Genomic DNA, 24251 nt, shown 5'->3' with positions numbered 1-24251 from the left:
CGTAAATATTCTGAAAACGCTTACCAATGACAAATGACAGACATCACTAGTTATCTTTAATTACACCGACCTACTTATTCTCGCTAAAATCACAGTCTTAAAAACCTCATCTTGATCCTCCCCTTCCCTACATCCGCGCAGCATGTTGAAGACAGGGAATGAGAGAGGTTTGGAGAGGGGTCACTCGTATAATTTTCGACTTTTCAGACATCATTTAACTGCTGAATTTTGACTGCTGTATTCTTCTTCAATTACAGGTAAGCTTTTATGCAAATGTTAGATTCCATCGTAACTCAACTTTCACAGATTCCTGAATCATTGCAGACATCATTACAAGACATTATTTATAACATTGAAATTCAATCTGCTTATTGTATTAAACACCCCGATTACAAACCATTGGAATTGCCAGAATCAGCAGTTTCTCGCTTTCAGCAATTACCTGCGGCGCTGCAAAAAAAATTCTTAAGTTTGCAATTGCGAGGGTTTCTCTACGGCATTTATTACAATAACTCTTTAAAAAGTTCTCTGACAGCCAATACAGAAACTAACAATGTGGCGTTAAATCAAAATCTCGAAAATAATACATTACTGGGTGTCGATGTAGCTTTTTATGAGCGCCTGCATGAAAGTAATCGGGGTGAAGGCTATTGGAATTACAATTGGCAAGTAGTACAAGAAAATCTAGATAACACTTTAACAGTACAGAAGGATGGTTTGACTCTACAAATTGAGCGTAGCCGTCATCTATTACCTCAAAATCAATTTCCTGCGGTGGGTAAGTATGTTGCAATTAAAATGCCTAAAAATCTTGTCCAAAATGGCTTTTATATGGCAGTAGCAAACGCTGGAACTGCGACAAATCGGGAAAGATTAGTGCGTGTTTACTTTAATGTAACTCCAGAAGGTGCAGGTGCAGTTATGGAAACTTTGACTACTCAGCTTAACTTTCTAGAGATTCCTTTCTCATTTAAAGCTCTATACAATCCTTCCGATTACGAACGTTATGATTCAGCAGTTTTTTACTTTGATAAAAACGATTATGAAGCAATTCACCCAGTTTTAGAAAGGGTGTATGCAGAATGTCAATTTTATTTTCAGCCAGAAATACCTTTATTTACTAAGTTTATCGCCCCTGGGTTAGCGATCGCTGAAGAACCCAATCGCAGATTTGCTGAACAAGAGAGTTTTGGGACGCATCGTTGTCAAATTATTGCCAATGGCTTGCTTAATGCTTGGGAGCAAGAAAATGATACACCAGCCAATCGGATAACAGCGATTCTTGAACAATTTTCTTTATCTCAAGTGGAATTACAACATCCTTATCTGAATGCTAATTCTCAAGATATCTATATGCCTTTATTTTGATGATAAATGAAGTAAATTAACTTAAATAATTTAGACTGCAAAAGCACAACAAGCTATATATCTCTGACTAATCGCTTACTCTTTGAGAACTTTGAATCATCTTTATCTGTACATTAGCTAATTTTACTCACAAGAGATAGAATGATGAATAAAGAAGTAACTAAGTACACATTTATTCCTTCTTAGCTTTTCTTATTTCCTTCCTACACAAATCATTTCAGGAATCAAAGCAGATTCCTACATATATTTAATTATTTGCTAATTCTGACAACTTTGTTAATACTGCTTGTGCATGACCTTTTACTTTCACATTTGGCCAAGCGTAAGCAATAATTTTATCTGGTGAAATCAGAAAAGTTGACCGCACAATTCCCATATATTCTTTGCCCATAAATTTTTTTAATTGCCAAACACCATAGGAGTCTGCTAATTGATGTTCTGGGTCGCTCAACAGTGTAATTGACAAGTTATGTTTGTTGATAAACTTACAATGAGACTTACCAGAATCGGGACTGACACCTAAAACTTTGGCTCCTAATTGACTGAATTCTGAATGTAATGCAGTGAAATCTTGAGCTTCTGTCGTGCAACCAGGGGTGTCATCTTTGGGATAAAAATAAAGGACAACCCATTGCCCGCTAAAATCATCTAGGCTAAGTAAATTGTCATTTTGGTCAGGTGTGGAAAAAGTCGGTGCAGGTTGTCCAACTTGGGGAATGTTGCTCATAATGGATTGATAAAATAGCGATCGCCTCAAAATTTTACCGGAAGTTGGCGATCGCTTTTATCTGGTTTGTTGAGAATGGTGCAAAATATAAGTTCACCAACCCAACTGTCATAATCTCTATTCATGCTACGTAAATTTACTGGACGCGATGAATTGATAGCTTATCTGCGAGAACAGTTCCCCCAAGCCGCAGAACATGACAATCATATCAGCAAAATAATTGGCGGACGTAAAGCTGCTCAAACAGCATTACAAAAAGTAGACCCCACCACCTACAGCAAAACCCGTAACTTTTTAACAGGTGCAGTGACAAAACTTTCACCCTATATTCGCTATGGAGTTTTGAGCCTAGCAGAAATCCGTGACTACGTGTTAGACAAGGTAGAACAGCCAGAGGATGCGACTAAATTAATTAACGAATTAGGCTGGCGGGATTATTGGCAGAGATTGTATGTCAAGCTAGGTAATGGCATCTGGCAAGACCAAGAAGAATACAAAACTGGTTACACAGCCTCAGAATATGCCGCAGAATTGCACCCAGATATTCAAGCAGGTAGCACTAGCAGAGTTTGCATCGACAGCTTCAGCCAAGAATTGCAGGAAACTGGCTACTTACACAACCACAGTCGGATGTGGTTAGCCGCTTACATCGTGCATTGGCGGCGTATTCGTTGGCAAGCTGGTGCTAAGTGGTTTTTGCAACATCTTTTAGATGGTGATCCTGCCAGTAATAATATGTCTTGGCAATGGGTTGCTAGTACTTTTAGTCATAAACCATATTTTTTCAACCGCGAGAATTTAGAACGCTACACCAAAGGTGTCTATTGCCAGAAATGTCCTCTATATGGACACTGCGATTTTGAAGGTAGCTATGAAGAATTAGAACAGCGGTTATTTCCCCAAGGAGAATTTACCAAAAAACCAAATAGTCAAAGTTGGCAGCATGGTAAGAAAGGAAAAAAATGAATAAACCAATTATTTGGATACACGGCGACTGTCTTAGTCCATTCAACCCGGCACTTCAAGAATATCCCGATGCTCCAGCCATTTGGGTTTGGGACGATGCTTTGATTGAGGAATGGCAATTAAGCCTCAAACGCATCACCTTTATTTATGAATGCTTGCTAGAATTGCCAGTAGAAATCCGCCGGGGTAATGTAGCCCAAGAAATTTTAGCCTTTGCTCAAGAAAATCAAGCCAATTTAGTAGTGACAGCCGAAAGTCCCAGTCCTAGATTTGATGATATCTGCGATGAAATAGAACGTTCTTTGAAGTTGGAAGTATTAGCAGTGGAACCATTTTTTGAATACGACGGCTATATCGATTTAAAACGCTTCTCCCGCTATTGGAAGGTCGCAGAAAAGTACGTTTTTGAATAATAGGGCAAATTGCTGAGTACTGAGTAAGTATTCCACCCCTGCTCCCCATTTCTAAGGTGATAATCGCTCAATTTTCCAACTACCATCATCTAACAGAGTATATAGCAGGCGATCGTGTAGTCGGCTAGGACGACCTTGCCAAAACTCAATTTCGGAAGGGATGACTCTTAACCCTCCCCAATGAGGGGGGCGGGGAATCTCCTGATTTTCATATTTACTCTGAAATTCCTGCATTTTTTGTTCTAAAAGTTCTCGGCTTTCTATAACTTCGCTTTGCTGAGAAACCCACGCACCTAGGCGACTCTTGGGCGGACGAATCTCAAAATATCCATCTGACTCTTCTTCCGAAACTTTCTCTACATGACCACAAATTCGCACTTGGCGTTCTAATTCTGCCCACCAAAACACCAAAGCTGCTTGAGGATTTTCGGCGAGTTCTTGCCCTTTTTGACTGTTGTAATTGGTGAAAAAGACAAAACCTCGTTCATCAAAGTTTTTCAGCAGAACCATTCTGGCTGCGGGTTTAGCATCTGGTGTGGCAGTCGCTAAAGTCATTGCATTGGGTTCTGGTAATTGTGCTGCTAATGCCTGCTCAAACCATTTTTTAAATTGTATAAATGGATTAGGATCAACTTCAGTTTCAGTTAAGTCTTGTAATGTGTAGTCTTGGCGGAGGTCAGCTATGGTGGGGTTCATGGTCATGTATTTCCTCTATAACAGATACACTTATACAGGGCTTTGTTAAAAATATCTATAAATCATGCCTAGTATCAATGCCAGTTTTCCAAATTTATTCCACAAATATCTAGAGCGTTAAACCTAATGCGCCGTTCAGCCTCTCTACAAACTCTGTTATTCTACGGTTTGAGCGGCCCGATTATCGCTCTCAATGTTGGGCTGCTATCGATACTTTTCAGCTATTTCAAGCATCCCATCACCATTTTGAGCATTGCGGCGATTTTAGCTTTTTTACTTAATTACCCAGTGAAGTTTTTTGAACGCGCCCGCATCACGCGCACACAAGCAGTAATCATAGTTTTACTGGTGACATTAACTCTAGTGGTGATTTTGGGCATTACCCTAGTCCCTATCGTCATTGACCAGACAATTCAACTTTTAAATAAAATTCCTGATTGGTTAACCGCTAGTCAAGCAAACCTAGAACAGCTTGAGGAATTTACTAAACGGCGACGTTTGCCTTTTTTAGATTTACGAGTACTGAGTAATCAAATCAATGCCAACATTCAAAATATCGTCCAACAGTTGGCTTCTAGCGTAGTGGGTGTGGCTGGAATTTTAGTCTCAGGATTATTAAATCTAGTATTAGTGGTTGTCCTGGCATTTTATATGCTTTTATATGGCGATCGCGTCTGGTACGGTTTAATTAATCTTTTGCCATCTCATATTGGCATACCTCTAACCATATCTCTACAGCTAAATTTTCAAAGATTCTTCTTGAGTCAACTATTACTCGGCTTATTCATGATAGTGACTCTCACTCCGATTTTTATCGGCATGAAAATTCCTTTTGCCCTATTATTTGCCATACTCATCGGCTTATCAGAACTGATTCCCTTTATTGGGGCAACTCTCGGTATTAGTTTAGTCACACTTTTAGTTATGTTGCAAAATGGCTGGTTAGCAGTGCAAGTTGCTTTAGCCGCGATTTTTATGCAGCAAATTAAAGATAATCTCCTAGCCCCCAAATTACTAGGTGACTTTATTGGCCTCAATCCGATTTGGATTTTTGTATCTATTTTAATGGGATTTGAAATTGCCGGATTGTTGGGTACACTTGTGGCTGTTCCCATTGCTGGGACTATCAAAGGCACCTTTGATGCGATCAAGAATAACAAAGGAGGTAATTTCGTATCAACTGTCACTATTCCCCACGAACCACCAGAAGACCAGAGAAATTAGGTAGAGACAGGGCAAGAAATAACTAATGACCATTGACTATTAAGTTATCTTGCTGAAACAGCAGCATAAAAACCTAATGATATATTAGTTTGTCCATAAATAATTAAATTAACTAGACTATTTTGCTGGGATTTGTTTCACCAACCTCAAATGACAACTTCCATAATTCGGAAATCAGAATGGATGCTTCCGAGCTATTAGAGAACATCACACTCCTAATTGACCAAGCTGAACGAGGAGAAATAGACCCTTGGGATGTCAAGGTAATTGAGGTGATTGACCGTTATTTGGAATTTATGGCACCGGAGACAACAACAAAAGGCTACGAAGCAGATTTATCGCAATCTGGACAGGCTTTTTTATCTGCATCAATGCTGGTGTTATTCAAAGCGAATACCTTGATGCAGTGGTCAACAGCCGGAGATGTTCAAGAAATTCTCGAAGATGATGGCCTGACTGATATGGAAAACGGCCTCTCACATCAACGTCGTTTGCCATTAGAGCTGCAACTGCGCCGTCGTCCATCGGCTATGCCACCACCTAAGCGCCGTGTTACCCTGCAAGAACTAATTGAGCAATTGCAGCTGATGGCAAATCAGCTAAAACTTGTTCAGAAAGTTGATAAGCCTATTCGTGTAAAGCGTCAGCCTAGTGTCCGCACCATGCGGCAGGCGCTAGAATTGGCTCACCAAGAAAATCTGACAGAAGTAGCCGGGGAACTGGAGGAGGTATTGCGTTTTGCTGCTCAAGAATTAATGCAAGAACAAAATTATGTTAGCCTCGAACAGCTTGTACAATTGTGGTCTCAAACGAAGCAACCTCAAGAAAATGGTTCTAGCCACCAGTCCGAACATAGTCACTTAGTTGGCGTTTTTTGGGCTTTACTGCTGTTATCTGCTCAATCGAAAGTTGAGCTATTTCAAGAGGAATTTTACCAAGAGATTCAAATTAGACTGATTACAGATGTAGCTAATATCCCAAAATCAGTAGAACAACCAATAAACTAAATTACTAGTTCATCCTAAAAATATTATGTAAATTACCCAGACATACGGAAGCTATTTTTTTAAGTTTTAGCAAATTTAGAATATACGCCTACGCTTGTAGTCTATCTCTCGCTATGGTTGCAATAACCAGCAAATTACTGTTATCCCTGTTTCTAGGAGTTACTTAGAGCAGAATCAAAACTGATGATTAAGTATCACTCGTTGAAAATGAAGAGTGCTGAGTTGAAAGACTACCCTAAAGTAGTGGAGTATCAATTAACTCAAAATAAGCAGCTTCCGCCTACTAAAGGCCGGACTTTTATCGAATACGAAAGTACTAAGTACTTTTTACCTGACTCAGGGGCTAAACGCCCCGCTACTGCTAACAGCACTCAGCATTCAGTACTGAGTAAAGTAAACTGGCTTGTGGTTGAGGAATAAACTTATGAAAGCGATGATTCTCGCAGCGGGTAAGGGTACTCGCGTTCGTCCAATTACTTACACGACTCCCAAACCAATGATTCCCATCTTGCAAAAGCCAGTGATGGAATTTTTGCTGGAACTTTTGCGCCAACATGGTTTTGACCAAATTATGGTCAATGTTAGCCATTTAGCTGAAGAGATTGAAAACTATTTCCGTGACGGTCAGCGGTTTGGCGTTCAAATTGCCTATTCTTTTGAAGGCAAAATTGATGACGGTAAATTGGTAGGGGAAGCAATTGGTTCGGCGGGAGGGATGCGACGCATCCAAGATTTTTCGCCGTTTTTTGATGATACTTTTGTTGTATTGTGCGGTGATGCTTTAATTGATTTGGATTTAACAGCAGCTGTTAAGTGGCATAAATCCAAAGGGTCAATTGCAACAATCATTTCTAAGTCCGTCCCTCTAGAAGAAGTTTCTAGTTATGGTGTTGTTGTTACTGATGAGGATGGGCGCGTCAAAGCTTTCCAAGAAAAACCTTCAACGGAAGAAGCCCTCAGTACCAATATCAATACAGGGATTTACATTTTTGAGCCAGAGGTGTTTAAATATATCCCTTCTGGTGTGGAATATGACATTGGTAGTCAGTTATTCCCGAAATTAGTGGAAATTGGTGCGCCCTTCCATGCGATTCCGATGGATTTTGAATGGGTAGACATTGGTAAAGTACCAGACTACTGGCGGGCAATTCGCGGCGTATTGCTGGGTGAAATCAAAAACGTACAAATTCCTGGTCATGAAGTCGCCCCTGGTATCTATACTGGCTTAAATGTGGCTGTAAATTGGGACAAAGTGGATATCACAGGCCCAGTTTACATCGGTGGTATGACCAGAATTGAAGACGGGGCAAAAATCGTTGGACCAGCAATGATTGGCCCGAATTGTTGGATATGCAGTGGCGCAACTGTAGATAATAGCGTAATTTTTGAATGGTCACGCTTGGGGCCGGGAGTTCGTCTAGTTGATAAGCTGGTGTTTGGTCGTTATTGCGTAGATAAGACGGGCGCATCTATTGATGTCCAAGCTGCTTCTTTAGACTGGCTAATTACTGACGCTCGTCAAGCACCACCAGTGCATACTCCTCTAGAACGGCAAGCGATTGAAGAATTGCTGGGGACAAACGCTAGTTAGTCAATTGTCAATAGTCGTTGGTCATTGGTCATTGGTGAAAAACCATTGACTATTGACTATTGACTATTGACTTTGGACTATTAACTATTCAGATATGTGTATCGTCTGAGACTTTGTTCGTAAGTTTGCATGAGTCGTTGAGATTCTGCAAGAGTAATGCGTTTTTCTTCTAATGCTTTCTCGCAGCGCTGGCGGATGTGTTCCACCATATCTTCTGAGTCATACTGCACGTAGCTAACTACCTCACTCATGGTGTCGCCTTTGACGACGTGTTGAATTTGGTATCCTTTGGGTGTCAGTTGAATATGAACGGCGTTGGTATCTCCAAACAAGTTGTGTAAGTTCCCCATAATTTCTTGGTAAGCGCCATTCAAGAACATCCCCAAGTAATAGGGTTCGCCTGGTTGGAAGGTATGCAGCTCTAAAACTGATTTGACATCACGCAGGTCAATAAAGCGGTCTATTTTACCATCACTGTCGCAGGTGAGGTCTGCCAAAATTCCCCGCCGCGTTGGTTCTTCATCGAGACGATGGATAGGCATAATGGGGAATAACTGGTCGATCGCCCAACAATCGGGTGCTGATTGAAACACCGATAAGTTGGCATAGTAAATGGAAGCCATGATTTTTTCTAGGTCTTCCAGTTCGTCGGGTACGTAATCTTGCTGTCTGGTAATCTCCAGAATTTTTTGACAACAGGCCCAGTAGAGTCTCTCAGCTTTAGCTCGTTCGCGCAGGCGCAAAATACCTAAGTTGAAGCGGCTGATTGCTTCTTCTTTAAATTGCGTCGCGTCGTGGAAAAACTCTTGGTAATTTTCTTTGTTGATTGATTGGTAAGTTTCCCACAAATAATTGATGATTGGAGATTCTCCTTCTTGTGGGGGTTCTGGGCAGTTGAGGGGAACATCGCTGGTACTGAGAATATCAAAAATCAGTACTGATTGATGGGAGGCGATCGCCCTACCACTTTCACTGATTAATGTGGGTACGGGAATTTGCCGTTCCGCACAGGTATCTTTTAACTCTGCCACGATATCGTTGGCATAGTTTTGCATGTTGTAATTTTTGGAAGCGTAGAAGTTGGTTTGAGAACCGTCGTAGTCTACACCCAAGCCACCGCCGACATCGAGATATCGCATATCTGCTCCCAACATCGCCAACTCAACATAAATACGGCTGGCTTCTTGGATGGCATCTTTTATTACATTGATGGCAGAAATTTGTGAACCGATGTGGAAGTGTAACAACTGCAAAGATTCGATTAATTCGGCTTCGCGCAGTTTATCCACAGCTTCGATAATTTCTGGCATAGTTAAACCAAATTTGGCGCGATCGCCACTGGAGGTTCCCCAGCGTCCCATTCCTTGGGTGCTGAGTTTGGCGCGAACTCCGAGAATTGGTTTAATGCCCAACTGGCGATTAGCAGCAATTACCAAATCGACTTCTTCAATCTGCTCTAAAACGATGATTGGGGTTTGGCCTAGTCTTTGGGCTAACATTGCCGTTTCGATGTATTCTCGGTCTTTGTAGCCGTTGCAAACGAGCATTGCGCCTGGGGTATCCAATAAAGCCAGGGCAATCATTAATTCTGGCTTGGAACCTGCTTCTAAACCAAATTGATGGGGTTTACCAAATTTGACTAAATCTTCAATTAAATGCCTTTGCTGGTTACATTTGACCGGAAACACACCACGGTAAACACCTGGGTAATTATAACGGGCGATCGCTTTGGCAAAACAAGCATTTAGGCGCTCAATTCGGTCTTCCAAAATATCGGAAAAGCGAATTAGCATGGGTAGCCCTAAATTACGTTGTTTTAAGGCGTTGACTAATTCAAACAAGTCAAGAGAACCCCCGCGATCGCCTTTGGGAGAAACAGTAATATGACCTGCTGCGTTAATCGAAAAATAAGGTTGTCCCCATCCTTCAATCCGGTATAGTGCTTCGCTATCCTCGATTTTCCAGGCGCGAGGCAAATCGCCTGCGGTAGTGCTAGGTGGTAATAACTTTTTTTGTTTGTGATTTTTCACTTCAGCTTTATGCCCATTAGACGGTAGTTGTACCACCTCATCAGATGTAGCAGTTGACTCAACACCCATTTCTGACCTCTGTGTTTCACCCACGAATAAACAATTTAACGCATTCACTTGGTAATGGATATGCACCCAGTGATGATTTCTGAGATAAACTCTGATTGGTCAAGAGTCAACGGTCAATAGTCAATGGTCAAGAATGTATTGACTTTGGATGATTGACTATAGACACTTGACTAAATAAAAATTTTATTAAGTTTTGGGAGACAGCTTTGGAACGCACATTTTTAGCTATTAAGCCTGATGGCGTACAACGTAAACTAGTTGGCGAAATTATCCGTCGGTTTGAAACTAAGGGTTTTACCCTTGTGGGGTTGAAGTTTCTCCATGTGAGTCAAGAGTTGGCTGAACAACATTATGGTGTTCACCGGGCAAGACCCTTTTTTGGTAGCTTAGTTGAATTTATCACTTCTGGCCCAGTTGTAGCGATGGTCTGGGAAGGTGATGGTGTGATTGCTTCTGCCAGAAAAATTATTGGTGCAACCAATCCTTTAACAGCAGAGCCAGGAACCATTCGTGGTGACTTTGGGATCAATATCGGACGCAACCTAATTCACGGTTCTGATGCTCCCGAAACTGCACAAACAGAAATTGCTCTGTGGTTTAAAGATGAAGAATTAGTTAATTGGCAACCACATATATTCTCTTGGTTGCACGAATAGAATAAATTAAAAGGCAAAAGTAAAAAGGTGAGGCAGTGCGTTGGGCGGATCTCCCGACTTGAAGCAACTGCCGAACCCGAAGGGTAAAAAATTTCATTTTACTTTTGCCTTTTTACTTTTTACTTTACTTCGGTTTTTTCTGGTTCGGCTTGGGGTAATGCGGTTTCATTCCGCTTAGAAAAGCCCCAAGCTAAAATTAGGGCGATCGCCGTAATCATTAACCATTCTGGTGGAACTAAATCATCGTTGATGACTTTCAATAGCAAGCGCAAACCCACAAAAGCTACAGTCACATAACCTGCGTCTTCCAGATTGGCATATTCATCTAACCAACGAATAAACAACCCAGCCATAAATCGCAGTGTAATGATCCCAATGGTGGCACCTGTGAGTACTAACCATCTTTCTTGGGAAACGGCGATCGCTGTTGTAACGCTATCTAATGAAAATGCTAAGTCTGTAAATGCAATTACAGGTATGGCTTGTAAAACAGTTTTAAACCTCGGCCCGTGATGGTGAGAGTCTTCTGTTTCTTCTGAGGTAAAGTGTTGAAATACCAGCCACAACAAGTAAGCTGCACCTAAAAGTTCAAATTGCCAAAAATTTTGTACCCACGTAGCAGTCAAAATTAGGGAAATCCGTAATATGTAGGCAATAACTAAACCAAAGTTCAGCGCCTTACGTTCTAGTTCTTTGTCTTCTAGTCCTTGGGCGATCGCCGCTAAGGCGATGGCATTGTCAGCTGATAGCACCGCCTCTAAAAACACCAGAATTAACAGGACTATAGGGGCTTCTACGCTGAAATGAAAGTGGAGATAATCAAATATGCTGTCTAGCATTCCGGGTTCTCAAGCAGAAAAATAAAAACTAACAGAATGTTTCTTCTATAAAAAGCGCAATCAATCGCTACTTTTATCCAGCTTAACTTGTAGAGGCTGCATAATTGCGGCGATCGTATTCAAGTATTGTTGACTATTCTGTTTAAATGTATTTCATTATACACAAATTCCAGAATTTGTTTAAAAATTTTGCTTGTAAGTAAGAAAACATTTCATATCCCCTAAAATACCTGCTAAAAAGGGGAGATTTTGAGATAATTTCTCGCTTTGTCAGTGGGGTAGGGAGGTGTATGAGAAATATTTAATGATTCTCAGACATCCTCTTAATTTTAGTTTGGTTATAACGAAGTGGAACCCAACAATTATTATTTTGTGTTACGTTCCACCCCAGTTACGGTAATGCGCCGCTAGAAAAATTTTCGTAAAAGATGATTGGCTAAATTCCCAACTTCTGCATTATCTATATCATCAGCCAACAAATTTTTGATGGCTGATAATCTGTCATTCTCATCAATAATTCTTTCACATTCTGCTAAGTTAACCGCAAAATCAAACAACGATTTTTCATTTAATTGCTGTCTTACCTGAACAGCTAATATATCGTTACTGACTAAAAATTCCTTAATCGTATCTAATAAATGATTACCTAAAATTTCATCATGTCCCCAAGTTTCTAGCCAATCTCCATCAACATCTTCAACATATATATGCACAAAATCTAAACCATAAGTTAGCCAATCTTGTTGCATTTTGCGTGCTTTTGCTAATGCTTGGGCAAGTTTATCTAATTGTCCTTCGTAGCTTGCAGTTTCACGTTGGTTAGGCATAAAAGCTGTGATAAGCAGTTAACTGGATGAAATACATCAAAAAACTAAGCAAATTTTAGATATTTGCCTTCAGCAAGGTAATCACTGTTATACAAAGCAACGTTGACTAACTGATTAATGAAATTAGTATCTTTGGGATTGTAACTAACAAACAAGCCTCTTTCTATCTCCCACAAGTTAAGTGTATTTTTCCAATCATGATACTTTTGATTACTTAATTCTTCAGATACGCTGGTAACTTGAATACATAGCGGTTGATTGTTTCGACTGCTAACAATTAAATCTGTTGCCATAGAGAGGTCGGCAATATATCGCTGCCAAAAACTACCTTCTCGACTGACAATATCTTGAGCTATTGATTTAATAATATCATCATCAACTTGATTAAATTCACCGGACATCAATTTTTGCTTCCAAATATAAAATTTAGAGTCAGTTGCATTAATCCACTTAGGAAAAAGATAACCATACCAATACCGTTCATTCGGTGTCATTTGAGCTAATTTGGCTTGTTGTTCTGCTGCTGAAGGTAAGGATTTAATTAATAGCCAAATCGTAGAATCAGTAATTACCTCTAAAAGAAACGCCAGCACGAACGGTTTGGCCGTTAGGGAACCTAATTTAATATCTTTGACCCAACGATTAATTTCATCTAATTTTTTCGCTAGATTTGGATCTATCGATGATGACTGCTCAATCAGTGATTGTAACTGCTCCTTAATCTCTTTAGCTTGCAAATGATGCCCTACTTTGGTCAAAAATACTGAGTTTGTTTAAAAAACTGTCCTTAACTTCATCATGCTATTAAATATTCCCAGGGTCAATACCCTGAATGGGTCAAAGTCTACAATAGTAGGCTCAGACATCAGCGATCGCTCCCGATACTAAGTTCACTTTAGCAAAATCCTCCCCTGTTACTCCCAGGCGACCTGACGAACTTAATGAAAATCTAAACACTTTCTGCCACAACTCCGCTAACAATATATTTCAGTGTTAGAAGTGCATTCATAGTTTTATGTCACAGCCAACTATAGAATCAATCCTACAAGAGAAGCGTTTATTCCATCCGGCTGCGGGATTTTCGCAGAACGCCCATATTAAAAGCTTAGAAGATTACCAACAACTCTACGACAAAGCTAAGGCTGACCCGGAAAAATTTTGGGCAGACTTAGCCGCAACCGAACTGCATTGGTTTGAAAAATGGCACACTGTATTAGATTGGCAACCGCCGTTTGCTAAGTGGTTTGTCGGCGGGAAGACGAATATTTCTTACAACTGTTTAGATAGACATTTAACGACGTGGCGTAAGAATAAAGCGGCGTTGATTTGGGAAGGTGAACCTGGGGATTCGCGGACTTTAACTTATGCCCAATTACATCGGGAAGTTTGCCAGTTTGCCAATGTGCTGAAGCAACTGGGAGTGCAGAAAGGCGATCGCGTCGGTATTTATATGCCGATGATACCGGAAGCAGCGATCGCGATGTTAGCCTGTGCCAGAATTGGCGCACCTCATAGTGTAGTATTTGGTGGTTTTAGTGCGGAAGCATTGCGTGATCGCTTAATTGATGCCCAAGCTAAATTAGTAGTCACTGCTGATGGTGGTTGGCGCAAAGATGCGATCGTTCCGCTAAAAGAACAAGTCGATAAGGCTTTAGCTGATGACGCTGTCCCTTCTGTAGAAAACGTCTTGGTAGTCAAACGTACCGGACAAGATATTTATATGCAGTTGGGCGGACGTGACCATTGGTGGCACGATTTACAAAAAGGTGTATCGGCTGATTGTCCGGCGGAACCGATGGACAGCGAAGATATGCTGTTTGTACTTTACACTTCGGGGAGTACAGGCAAACCCAAGGGTGTTGTGCATACCACGGGTGGTTATAACTTGTACACCCATATCACCACCAAGTGGATTTTTGACTTGCAAGACACTGATGTTTATTGGTGTACTGCGGATGTGGGTTGGATTACCGGACATAGTTATATTGTTTACGGCCCCCTTTCTAACGGTGCAACCACGCTGATGTATGAAGGTGCGCCCCGTGCATCTAATCCCGGCTGCTTCTGGGATGTGATTGAAAAATACGGCGTGAATATTTTCTACACTGCACCGACGGCAATTCGGGCGTTTATTAAAATGGGCGAACACCATCCTAAAACCCGCAACTTGTCTTCATTGCGCTTGCTGGGAACCGTCGGCGAACCAATTAACCCCGAAGCTTGGATGTGGTATCACCGCGTTATCGGTGGCGATCGCTGTCCGATTGTGGATACTTGGTGGCAAACTGAAACTGGTGGAATTATGATTACACCCCTACCAGGTGCAATTGCGACTAAACCCGGTTCCGCAACCCGTCCCTTCCCTGGAATTTTGGCAGATATTGTCGATTTGGATGGCAATTCTTTACCCGACAACGAAGGCGGTTATTTAGCAGTGCGCCATCCTTGGCCGGGAATGATGCGGACTGTTTACGGCGATCCTGAACGCTTCCGCCGCACTTATTGGGAACATATTCCGCCGCAAGATGGCAAGTATACATACTTTGCTGGCGATGGCGCGCGACGAGATGAAGACGGTTATTTCTGGGTGATGGGACGTGTAGACGATGTGTTGAATGTTTCGGGACATCGCCTCGGAACAATGGAAATTGAATCAGCCTTAGTTTCTCACCCAGCTGTTGCCGAAGCGGCGGTAGTTGGTAAGCCAGATGAACTCAAAGGTGAGGATGTCGTAGCGTTTGTCACCTTAGAAGGTAGCCATCAAGCCAGCGAGGAGTTGAGTAAAGAACTGAAAAAACACGTCGTGCAGGAAATTGGTGCGATCGCTCGTCCCGGAGAAATCCGCTTTACCGATGCTTTACCCAAAACGCGATCGGGCAAGATTATGCGGCGATTGTTGCGTAACCTCGCAGCGGGACAAGAAGTTTCTGGTGATACTTCCACTTTAGAAGACCGTGGCGTATTAGATAAATTGCGCGAAGGTGCGTAAATCAGTAGGTGAGCTAGTGCTTTGCGGAGGTTCCCTCCGTTATAGCAACTGGCATTGTGTTGTCGCGTAGCGCAACGCACCATCTGAAATTGCGGTGCGTTATGAACGTTAGTTCTAACGCACCCTCCTAGTCCAAGATAAAATCATCGTATATGGCTGAAAGCTGAAGTAAAGCAGGCCAATCACTTAATTTAAATGTCAGAACAATGCTAGAAATAAGCAAAAATTACGTGATGGATGAAAATCAGCAACCTATTGCTGTACAAATTTCTATTGCTGACTTTGAAAAGATCGAAGAAATGTTAGAAAACTATGGATTGGTAAAGTTAATGGACGAGTCAGAAAGTGATGAACATCTGACTACAGAAGAAGCATTGAAATATTACCAGCCCTTGAAGAAAAAGAATGTGGCAAATTGAATATACTAAAAGCTTTTTAAAGGAATTGGCAAATATGAAAGCATACGAATTTCCAGCTAATATTACTGTGGAAGGAAAAATAGAATTACCAGATGTGATTTTGCAACAGTTAGCAAATCAGCAACAGGTAAAAGTAATTATCCTTGTTAAGGAACCTACAGAAGAAGAACAAGAGGAAGCAGCTTGGCATCGTCTTGCAGCCGAGCAATTATTAAAAGGCTACAGCGACGATGATGCTATCTACGACACGATTTAAGCAATGCAAAATTATCAATCTGGCTCAGTTATTTTGCTCAAATTGCCTTTTTCTGATGCAGTAACATTCAAACTTCGTCCGGTATTAGTAATTTTAGATACAGGAGATAATGATTTTATTGTCGCGCGGATTACAAGTCAAATAACTCAAACAATTTTTGATGTTGAAATTATGGAATGGCAGTTAGCAGGTTTAATGCGTCCTTCGGTAGTTAGGCTGCATAAAATAAACACAGTAGAAAAGCGTCTATTAGAACGTCAATTAGGAATTTTACAACCCCAGGATTGGGAAACAGTACGTCAACGCATTCAGCAAATATGGTCTTCTATTTAAGAAGAGAAGGGGAATAATTAGAAATTGCCATATATGAAGATGCTTCGCCACGCTGCATTGATGTAGCTAAAAATTACGTCTAATTCTACGATTGCGTCCAGTTCAGCAGAAGAAGCTGATGCCATAAAATCAGAGTAAATTTAGACTTGCTATTCAAGAATAGTGCCACACATATTTGCTCCTGAAAAATTCGCTCCTACAATCACTGTTGTATCAAGATTTGCCATTTCCAAATTTGCCATTTCCAAATTTGCATCTTCTAAAATTGCCCATCCAAAGTTTACTCTTCTAAGATTTGCACTTTCAAGATTTGCTTCTCTCAGAATTGCTTCTTCCAAATTTGCATCTTCAAGTTGTGCTTCTTTCAAATTTGCACCTTCAAGATATACTTGTTTAAGAATAGCCTGTTTACAAATTGACTGCTCAAGGTTTGCTCCGTTAAGATTTGCCTGTTCAAGATTTGCACCTAATAGATTAGCTCCTTCAAGATTGGACTGCTCAAAGTTTGCATTGTAAAAATCTTTAAAGATTAAAATGCAGTTTTGTAAATTCAAAAAACTCAGACAATTCAAGCACAATACATCAGCACCAAAACTAACTCTTTGCCCTTGCAAGCGAGAAATCCAATTACCAAAAGCTTCAAGATCAGGCCATTCAATTTTAGAAATTTTTTGCGTCACCCTGGCGCAAGCATTTAAGACAACTAACAAAGCTTCTTCGGCGTTACGCGCTTGTTGATTGGCTTGATGAAAGCTTTTGATTTCCGGCAAAAGTTCCATTGGCATTCCGTGATGCAGCATAAAACCAATTAAATGGCATAAGCTTTGTTGCCAATTTTCAACATCTGCGGGATTTTGTAAACGGATTTCGTCACAAATGAAATCGAACAAATACTTATCAATTGGGGATGTGCCGCAAAGAATAGCCCAGTTTTTTAATGCCTCTGTTTCATCCCATCCTTTACGATGATATTTGTCTTTTTGGCGTTCTTCTAACTGTTCATGAATCCAAATGAGTTCCCGCACTATGTGTCTGGCTGTGAGATATTCACCAAAACTCTTGTGCGTGAATTCAAAGGTTTTTTCTTGTTCTTTAACTCCACTCTGCCGGAAATAAAATGCTGTCAAAAGACGAGTTACACCCGCTTCTGCTGCTTGTTGATATTCCCTAAATAGTTGATTGATATGACTATTAGTGCCACATTTCTTTTCAATCTTACTTACTGTTGTGGTTCTACCGTTACCATGCCAGCAAGCTAGGGCAATTTCTTCTAAAATCAGGGCAAACTCTTCATCATCTGCGATGCTAAATTCCTGAGCTACGGGATGTTTTTGTTTATCGCCCCAACGACGCTCATAAACAGCTTTGAGTAAGTCTGCATAAATAGTATTTAAGTTACTATTTTCTGAAAATTCCACTTCGCCACGGTCATAACTCAAAGCCACCAGATAATTTAACAATGGTTGAGCAGTAATTTCTATGAGCTTTCCTTGGTTTAAAGCAGTTGGTACACCATTATATTGCTTATCCTTGGCTTGGGAATACTTCTGCCACCAAAATTGCCGTTGATCTACCTCAAGAAATTTGTTTTCGTCTTTGTATTTAGACCTTTCATCTTTAGTTACGAAGTAAGGCAGGATATGTAATATTTCTTGGGCAGATTTATCAAACTGATTTGTGTTGGCTTGTACTACTAACTCACGTCCAGTAATTAAAACTTGCAAGCGAGTTTCGTGCTGATTAGAGTTATCTACTTTTCTTTCTACTTTCTGAATGAATTTTTGGGCTACTTCTGCACCTTGCTTGCCCTGCATGGCGAGTTCATCTAAGCCATCAAAGATAATTAACAAACGTGATTGATCATTATCTTCTAGGGGGTTATGCTGCAAGAATCCATTAGCTTTAACAAACTCACCCACTGCATTAACTAAATTATCTTCAACCTCAAAACGGTGTAAGGGAATAAATAAAACTTGAATTTCTGCTTTTGCAGCTTGTTCAGCAGCAAACATTTTGGCAAAAGAAGATTTACCGCTACCAGGGCCACCACTAATTACCCGCATAGCATCTTGAGGTGAAGCTTTTGTTAACCAAGCTTCTAGTTCTTCTTTTAAATTAACTACAACTTGCTCAAATTTTTCTGATTCTTGACTTTGACGATAAGAATAACTGTCTTTTTGAGGTTTAATCTGGACTTTATAATAAGCCCGTAAGGGTATATAGACTTTTTCTAAGCCAAAGGTTTCATCAAAAATTGGCTCTGCTACTTGTTTTTGTAACCAAGCCGCATAACGTAACCATGAGCGTTCTTGTTCATTGGCTTGCGTAAAGGGAGTGTCTACCTCTGCTTTTAAACAAGCATATTTATCTGGATGTTCTGCCCATTCTTGATGTAGAGCAAAGATAAAATAAGTAGGTAGGCGATCGCTAATTGTTTGAGCTTGAACTGTAGTTAGGCTAAAATATTGCAACCAATTACCAAAAGCACTGTTAATTGTGGCGAGAATTGGCAAATCTTTGGGATTGTTAAAAAAATCTTGGTCAATACGTAACTCTTGACTTTCTAAGGATTCGTTGAGGTGACTATACAATAATTCCAGGTCACTTTGATTTGGTGTTTCAAAGAGAAAAGTTCGGTTCTCTTCTACCAAACTGAGCATTGCTTGAATCAAAGCACGGTAAACAAGCAACCAGCCTATCTCTTCTGGTGTTTGCGCCCACCCAATTGCTGCTGATGCTTCTACTACATCTTTGGCTACCTCTTGCCAATTTCTTAAAGCCCCATCTATAGCGGCTTTGCTGAGAGATTTGAACAGTTCTCTCACATCTAACTTTGGTGGTTTTCTCCAAAATTGAACAGGCTTACTGATTGATGTTCCAGATTCACTGCTCATACTCATGGCAATTAAGTAAAAAATACTGCTTTAACAACTAATTAAGCAGTGTTTTATTCTAAAATTTCCAAAATTCAGCTTAAAAATTAATAATTTGTTTGTAAAAGGCTCAACTGTCAGCCTCAGAGGTTCAACTGTCAGCCTCAAAGGTTCAATCGTCAGCCTCAAAGGTTCAATCGTCAGCCTCAAAGGTTCAACTGTCAGCCTCAGAGGTTCAATTGTCAGCATCAAAGGTTCAACTTTCAACCTCAAAGGCTCAACTTTCAGCCTCAAAGGCTCAACAGTCAGCCTCAGAGGTTCAACCTTCAGCCTCAAAGGCTCAAAAGGCGAGTTATACAAGTCTTTTTTGACCTCACCCCAACCCCTCTCCGACGCGGAGAGGGGCTTAAATATGCTTAACTACCGACGAGAAATTAAGCTATTGAAGCCTCTCTCCTTGCAGGGGAGAGGTTTGGAGAGGGGTTTGATTATGATTTTGGACTTTCCAAACATCCTCTAAGAAAAATACAAAATAGGGACACAAAAATTATGTGTCCCCATATCAATTATTAGTGCGATCGCCTATCCTAATCCTTACCCCGCCACAATTTCAGTTTTCTTTTTCTTAGAACGGCGCGTAAACCTGCGTCCCATTTCATCAATCACGCTATCTAAACCAGCGACATCACCACTAGCTTTGGCATAGTTATAAACTGCTAAGGCTGCTGTATATGCTTCACTACCAGATGCCATACAAGTATCATCCACCAGTTCTTGCAGTTGCGTCAAAGACAACAACACGGGATACAAAGCTTCATACAGTGCTAAGTCGCGCCGCATTTCTTCGATATCAAAAGAACGGGGTAAAAAGTTAGGGTTTTGGGTGGCGACTTCCAAGGCTTTGCTGACAAAGGCGCGGCTTTTATCGCCCATTTTGACTATTGTGCGACGGTCTTCGGTGGTCAAGTCAATTAAAAATGGTAATTTTTCTTTGATAGTCGCGATTGCTTGCATAACTGCATCTTTATCTGCGGCGGTCAAGTTGGCACTGATGCGATTTTCTGCCATATTTATTACACTCTGGTATACTCTTAACCCCAGTATTCCCAAAGTTGGAGCGCGATCGCTAATCTCTGAGGGAACGTTAGATCATACACTTCCATCTATGATAAGGATCAGGACATTATTGAGGAGTTGAAGGCAATGAAGATTCTACCTATTAGTAGCATGATCCTAACTCTAATAGCTGCAATTGGTGGATCACCATTAGTGTTAGCAGTTCCCACAAAAGTTGCATTATTACATGGGAACACCCAAATTGCTGAAAAACCACCACAACAACTAGCGCAACTTTCGGATGATGGGAATTCAGAGCGATCGCAACTAGTACAACAAGCGAATGCTTTATATAATCAAGGAGATTTAACAGGTGCGGAGAAAATCCTACGTAGATTAACTAAAAAATATTCCGAAGATGCTTTTGGACACTTTCAACTAGGTAATGTACTTCTCCGCCAAAAGCAACCTGAAGCAGCTATTTCATCATATCAAGAAGCTATTCGCCTCAAGCCAAAATATGCTTTAGCTTACAATGCACTCGGTGTTGTTTATGCAACTCAAGACCGCTGGGATGATGCTATTAGTCAATATCGCAAAGCCTTAGAAATAAATGCTAATTATGGCGAAGCAATGACTAATTTAGGGCAGGCATTATGGCAACTTAATAAAAAAGATGAGGCCGTTGCTTCTCTAGAAAAAGCTTTAAATATTTTCAAAACTCAAAGTAGAAATGATAAGGTTTACCAAATTCAACAAATGTTAAAACAGATTAGAACAGCCGATGACCCTAGTGTGTCTTGACGAAGAATATAGATTGTATAAATTTAATGGGCAACTGCACCGCCAGTTGCTTTCACTTTTTTAATGAACAAAATAGCAATACCGCTGACTAATAAAGCTAGACCAATAAAATAAAAACAATCATTAAACGCCATAACAAATGCTTCGCGGCGGACGACATTAGAAATAGATGCGATCGCCTGATTTTGGGCTGTAGTTAAATCTGCACCGCGACTGACAAAATATTGTGTCATCTGGTCAATTCTTTGTTGCGTTTCTGGGTTATATAAAGATATAGCATCTCCTAATCTATTCGAGTGAAATTGCTCTCTATTGCTTAATAAAGTTGCTAATATCGCAATTCCTAAAGAACCACCCATATTTCGCATCATATTAAATAAACCACTAGCTGAACCTGCATCTTTGGGGTTCAAACCCGCAGTTGCAATTGATGTTAGAGGAACCATAATTAATGGTTGTCCCATCGCCCGAACTAGTTGTGACCACCGCAATTGATCTAACCCAGTTTGATTAGTCAAACCTCCATTCATAAATGCACTAATCGCAAATAATGTAACTCCTAACGCCACCATAAACCGCACATCAATGCGTTGCATCAGTTTGGGAATAAAAGGAATAATAAATAATTGCGGAATACCCGCCCAAATTAACACTTCGCCAATTTGCAAAGCATTATATTGTTGAATTTGGGCAAGATACAAAGGCAAAATATAAATCGAGCCATATAACCCTATTCCTAGAGAGACATTCACAATACTGGCTAAAGCAAAGTTGCGATAACGCAAAAGACGCAAATTAATAAATGGTTGCTTACGAGTTAATTCAATAAAGAAGAATAAAGTCAGAAAAATTGCAGCAATAATACTCAAACGGACAATTAATGGTGAACCAAACCAATCTTTGCGGCTACCTTCTTCTAATACCACCTGTAGGGAACCTAAGCCAATAGCCATCGAAATAATTCCCCACCAGTCACCCTGCTTTAATAACTGTATTTGGGGTTGGACTTGCTTAATTCCATACCACACACCAGCCAGCATTAATGCCCCAGGAAATACATTAATATAAAAGCTATATTCCCAACTAAAATTTTCGGTTAACCAACCGCCTAATGTGGGGCCAATTGATGGTGCAAAAACTGCTGTAATTGCAAATGCAGCTAGTCCGATTGATTGCTTGGCTGGTGGTAATGTTGTTAAAACTACTGTTAAAGACGAAGGAATTAAAACTCCGCCTGTAAAGCCTTGCAAAGCACGGAAAAGAATCATAGAATTCAAATCCCAAGCCCAAGCGCAGCAAATAGAGAAGAAGATAAATAATACTGTATTAACTAGTAAATAAAGCCTGAGAGAAAAAACCCGTGATAACCATCCAGTTAAGGGAATAACGACAATTTCTGCTACCAGATAAGCAGTAGAAATCCAAGAACCTTCTTCTAAAGTTGCGCCTAAAGATGCTTGAATTTCTTGTAATGAAGCGTTAGTAATTTGGATATCTAAAACTGCCATAAAGGCACCAAGCATACTGGCTAATACACCAATCCAAGTTCTTAACGGTATGCGTTCTGGCGCTACAGCAGAAACATTAGCCATAGTATTGCTCCAGTTTGAGGTGCGAATAAAATTGGAATAATATTAAAAATTTACCATTGATAGTAAGTTAGAGGTTACAGAAGAGGGATATCTACAGATATTCTCTTAAATCTCTCTGCGCCTCTGCGTGAAATAACTTCTCAACGTCAACACAGTTAGCAATTGAAGCTTGATTGATAAATCTACTTCCTAGCTACAATACCTCTTTGTTCATAAATAGGTATCACCATTTTTCGTAAAGTAGGAAGTTGTCTACTAAAAAATATTGAACCAATAATACAAGCTATACCATCAATTATTAATGTATTAGGAGCGCCAATTATATCTGCGATTCCGCCGCCGATTAAATTGCCTATAGGTATCATGCCTAAAAATGACATTGTGTATAAGCTCATCAATCTGCCACGTTTATCTTCTTCAACAATAGTTTGCAAAAATGTATTACTCGCCGCAATCTGTAAAATCGTTCCTAAGCCAACAAATAGCATTGTGAACAACGATAATGGTAAAAATCGAGACAATGCAAAAGCGATCAAACCACATCCTAATATTGCCGGTGCGATCGCAATTAATTTCCCAATTCCTAAAATGGTTTGGCGCGTAGCTAGATATATTCCCCCTGATAATGCTCCTAACCCTGATGCAGCCATTAAAAAGCCTAAAGTTTCCGCGCCACCTTTGAGAATCGTTTCGGCAAATACTGGCACAAGAATTGTATTTTGTAACCCCATTAAACTAACCAAAGCTGATAGCAATAAAATTGCTCGAATGGGTTGAAAGTTAAAGGCATAGACAAAACCTTCTTTAACTCTTTGTAAGGGATTACCTGAATTAACCGGAATTTTCCAAGGCTTAACGTTCATTGCTAGTAACCCTGCAAGTACAGCAATATAACTCAAACCATCTATTAAAAAACAGTAAGCTACACCAACTCGCGCAATTAGTAATCCTCCCACAGCGGGGCCAATTAGTCGCGCCCCATTAATCATAGTTGAGTTGATGGCGATCGCATTGGCTAAATCATCTTTGCGTTCTACTAATTCGGGTACGAATGCTTGTCTGGCTGGTGCATCCAAGGCATTAATAAATCCTTGTAATAAGCTCAAAGCAATAATATGCCAAATTTGAATTACCCCTGTTAGTGTTAAGGTAGCTAACGCTAACGATTGGATCATCGCCATAATTTGTGTACCAATTAAGGTACGATACCGCGAAAAGCGATCTACAAATACGCCGCCCAAGGGAGCGAGAAAAAAGCTAGGAATTTGACTGGCAAATCCGACAACTCCTAACATTAATGGTGAGTTAGTTAAGTCATACACTAGCCAAACAGTAGCTAGTTGAGTCATCCATGTCCCAATTAGAGAAATGCCTTGTCCGGCAAAAAACAAACGATAGTTTTTTGATCTGAATGCAGGTATTTGCAACTGTTTAAATATTGTCATTGGTCATTTGTCATTGGTCATTTGTCCTTAGTCAATGGTCAATAGCTAAGAATTGATGACTATTGACATCC

At 40.3% G+C, this 24251-nt stretch carries 23 protein-coding genes; 13 read left to right on the top strand and 10 right to left on the bottom strand.

The features are described from left to right. Window positions 1-267: 267 nt before the first annotated feature. Window positions 268-1368 carry a T3SS effector HopA1 family protein gene (locus AC504W_RS07970; RefSeq protein WP_494877216.1) on the top strand — a complete coding sequence of 367 codons (1101 nt, stop codon included), beginning with the start codon at window positions 268-270 and terminating at the stop codon, window positions 1366-1368. A gap of 247 nt (window positions 1369-1615) precedes the next feature. On the opposite strand, the gene bcp is transcribed toward AC504W_RS07970, so the two are convergent. After that, complete coding sequence (gene bcp / locus AC504W_RS07965; RefSeq protein ID WP_494877215.1) at window positions 1616-2095, bottom strand: thioredoxin-dependent thiol peroxidase; 480 nt, start codon at window positions 2093-2095, stop codon at window positions 1616-1618. A gap of 123 nt (window positions 2096-2218) precedes the next feature. Between bcp and AC504W_RS07960 the strand changes: the two genes are divergently transcribed. Then, complete coding sequence (locus tag AC504W_RS07960) at window positions 2219-3061, top strand: FAD-binding domain-containing protein (RefSeq protein ID WP_494877214.1); 843 nt, start codon at window positions 2219-2221, stop codon at window positions 3059-3061. Continuing rightward, on the top strand, window positions 3058-3474 hold the full coding sequence (locus AC504W_RS07955) for a hypothetical protein (protein WP_494877213.1): 417 nt from the start codon (window positions 3058-3060) through the stop codon (window positions 3472-3474). The genes AC504W_RS07960 and AC504W_RS07955 overlap by 4 nt, the downstream gene beginning before the upstream one ends. A 51-nt stretch (window positions 3475-3525) precedes the next feature. Here the strand turns inward: AC504W_RS07955 and pdxH are convergent, their stop codons facing one another. Further along, window positions 3526-4170 carry a pyridoxamine 5'-phosphate oxidase gene (pdxH, locus tag AC504W_RS07950; protein WP_494877212.1) on the bottom strand — a complete coding sequence of 215 codons (645 nt, stop codon included), beginning with the start codon at window positions 4168-4170 and terminating at the stop codon, window positions 3526-3528. Between the two features lie 126 nt (window positions 4171-4296). On the opposite strand from pdxH, the gene AC504W_RS07945 reads away from it, so the two are divergent. The 3 genes from AC504W_RS07945 (at window position 4297) to AC504W_RS07935 (ending at window position 7992) form a co-directional block, all read left to right on the top strand. Beyond that, window positions 4297-5394, top strand: a complete 1098-nt coding sequence (locus AC504W_RS07945; protein ID WP_494877210.1) for an AI-2E family transporter — start codon at window positions 4297-4299, stop codon at window positions 5392-5394. Between the two features lie 179 nt (window positions 5395-5573). Next, window positions 5574-6401 (top strand): segregation/condensation protein A, encoded by an 828-nt coding sequence (locus AC504W_RS07940; protein ID WP_494877209.1) that lies wholly within the window; start codon window positions 5574-5576, stop codon window positions 6399-6401. A 424-nt stretch (window positions 6402-6825) separates the two neighbouring features. Then, the gene (locus AC504W_RS07935) at window positions 6826-7992 is read left to right on the top strand and encodes a nucleotidyltransferase family protein (protein WP_096574995.1); all 1167 of its coding nucleotides are present in this window, start codon (window positions 6826-6828) and stop codon (window positions 7990-7992) included. 80 nt (window positions 7993-8072) lie between these two features. On the opposite strand, the gene speA is transcribed toward AC504W_RS07935, so the two are convergent. Continuing rightward, entirely contained in the window at window positions 8073-10091 is a 2019-nt protein-coding gene (gene speA, locus AC504W_RS07930) for a biosynthetic arginine decarboxylase (protein WP_494877208.1), read from the bottom strand. Between the two features lie 206 nt (window positions 10092-10297). Here speA and ndk point away from each other — a divergent pair, with 206 nt between their 5' ends. Further along, entirely contained in the window at window positions 10298-10747 is a 450-nt protein-coding gene (gene ndk / locus AC504W_RS07925) for a nucleoside-diphosphate kinase (RefSeq protein ID WP_096574991.1), read from the top strand. A 119-nt stretch (window positions 10748-10866) separates the two neighbouring features. Here ndk and AC504W_RS07920 read toward each other — a convergent pair whose 3' ends face one another. The 3 genes from AC504W_RS07920 to AC504W_RS07910 all read right to left on the bottom strand — a co-directional run bounded on the left by AC504W_RS07920 (window position 10867) and on the right by AC504W_RS07910 (window position 13150). Continuing rightward, on the bottom strand, window positions 10867-11586 hold the full coding sequence (locus AC504W_RS07920) for a TerC family protein (protein WP_494877207.1): 720 nt from the start codon (window positions 11584-11586) through the stop codon (window positions 10867-10869). A gap of 407 nt (window positions 11587-11993) precedes the next feature. Further along, on the bottom strand, window positions 11994-12413 hold the full coding sequence (locus tag AC504W_RS07915) for a hypothetical protein (RefSeq protein ID WP_494877205.1): 420 nt from the start codon (window positions 12411-12413) through the stop codon (window positions 11994-11996). A 44-nt stretch (window positions 12414-12457) separates the two neighbouring features. Beyond that, window positions 12458-13150 carry a hypothetical protein gene (locus tag AC504W_RS07910; protein ID WP_187308245.1) on the bottom strand — a complete coding sequence of 231 codons (693 nt, stop codon included), beginning with the start codon at window positions 13148-13150 and terminating at the stop codon, window positions 12458-12460. 278 nt (window positions 13151-13428) lie between these two features. On the opposite strand from AC504W_RS07910, the gene acs reads away from it, so the two are divergent. The 4 genes from acs (at window position 13429) to AC504W_RS07890 (ending at window position 16410) form a co-directional block, all read left to right on the top strand. Beyond that, window positions 13429-15402: an acetate--CoA ligase gene (acs, locus tag AC504W_RS07905; protein ID WP_494877203.1), complete on the top strand. Its 1974-nt coding sequence runs from the start codon at window positions 13429-13431 to the stop codon at window positions 15400-15402. A gap of 206 nt (window positions 15403-15608) precedes the next feature. Continuing rightward, window positions 15609-15821: a RelB antitoxin-like protein gene (locus AC504W_RS07900; protein WP_494877201.1), complete on the top strand. Its 213-nt coding sequence runs from the start codon at window positions 15609-15611 to the stop codon at window positions 15819-15821. Between the two features lie 34 nt (window positions 15822-15855). Beyond that, a complete protein-coding gene (locus tag AC504W_RS07895) occupies window positions 15856-16077 on the top strand; it encodes a hypothetical protein (protein WP_494877200.1) in 222 nt (73 codons plus the stop codon). 3 nt (window positions 16078-16080) lie between these two features. Next, window positions 16081-16410 carry a type II toxin-antitoxin system PemK/MazF family toxin gene (locus AC504W_RS07890; RefSeq protein ID WP_494877198.1) on the top strand — a complete coding sequence of 110 codons (330 nt, stop codon included), beginning with the start codon at window positions 16081-16083 and terminating at the stop codon, window positions 16408-16410. A gap of 149 nt (window positions 16411-16559) precedes the next feature. Here the strand turns inward: AC504W_RS07890 and AC504W_RS07885 are convergent, their stop codons facing one another. Beyond that, complete coding sequence (locus tag AC504W_RS07885; RefSeq protein ID WP_494877196.1) at window positions 16560-19304, bottom strand: pentapeptide repeat-containing protein; 2745 nt, start codon at window positions 19302-19304, stop codon at window positions 16560-16562. A 94-nt stretch (window positions 19305-19398) separates the two neighbouring features. On the opposite strand from AC504W_RS07885, the gene AC504W_RS07880 reads away from it, so the two are divergent. Next, window positions 19399-19803, top strand: a complete 405-nt coding sequence (locus tag AC504W_RS07880; protein WP_494877194.1) for a hypothetical protein — start codon at window positions 19399-19401, stop codon at window positions 19801-19803. A gap of 74 nt (window positions 19804-19877) precedes the next feature. Here AC504W_RS07880 and AC504W_RS07875 read toward each other — a convergent pair whose 3' ends face one another. After that, window positions 19878-20351 carry a hypothetical protein gene (locus AC504W_RS07875; protein ID WP_494877193.1) on the bottom strand — a complete coding sequence of 158 codons (474 nt, stop codon included), beginning with the start codon at window positions 20349-20351 and terminating at the stop codon, window positions 19878-19880. A gap of 135 nt (window positions 20352-20486) precedes the next feature. Here AC504W_RS07875 and AC504W_RS07870 point away from each other — a divergent pair, with 135 nt between their 5' ends. Further along, window positions 20487-21143, top strand: a complete 657-nt coding sequence (locus tag AC504W_RS07870) for a tetratricopeptide repeat protein (protein ID WP_494877192.1) — start codon at window positions 20487-20489, stop codon at window positions 21141-21143. Window positions 21144-21166: 23 nt separating this feature from the next. Here the strand turns inward: AC504W_RS07870 and AC504W_RS07865 are convergent, their stop codons facing one another. Beyond that, window positions 21167-22735, bottom strand: a complete 1569-nt coding sequence (locus tag AC504W_RS07865; protein ID WP_494877190.1) for a DHA2 family efflux MFS transporter permease subunit — start codon at window positions 22733-22735, stop codon at window positions 21167-21169. 182 nt (window positions 22736-22917) lie between these two features. Beyond that, on the bottom strand, window positions 22918-24180 hold the full coding sequence (locus AC504W_RS07860; protein WP_494877189.1) for an MFS transporter: 1263 nt from the start codon (window positions 24178-24180) through the stop codon (window positions 22918-22920). Window positions 24181-24251: the final 71 nt, after the last annotated feature.

Source organism: Nostoc sp. C96, assembly GCF_059384975.1.
The sequence above is the reverse complement of the archived record's forward strand: the minus strand, read 5'-3'. Positions and strand labels throughout refer to the sequence as shown.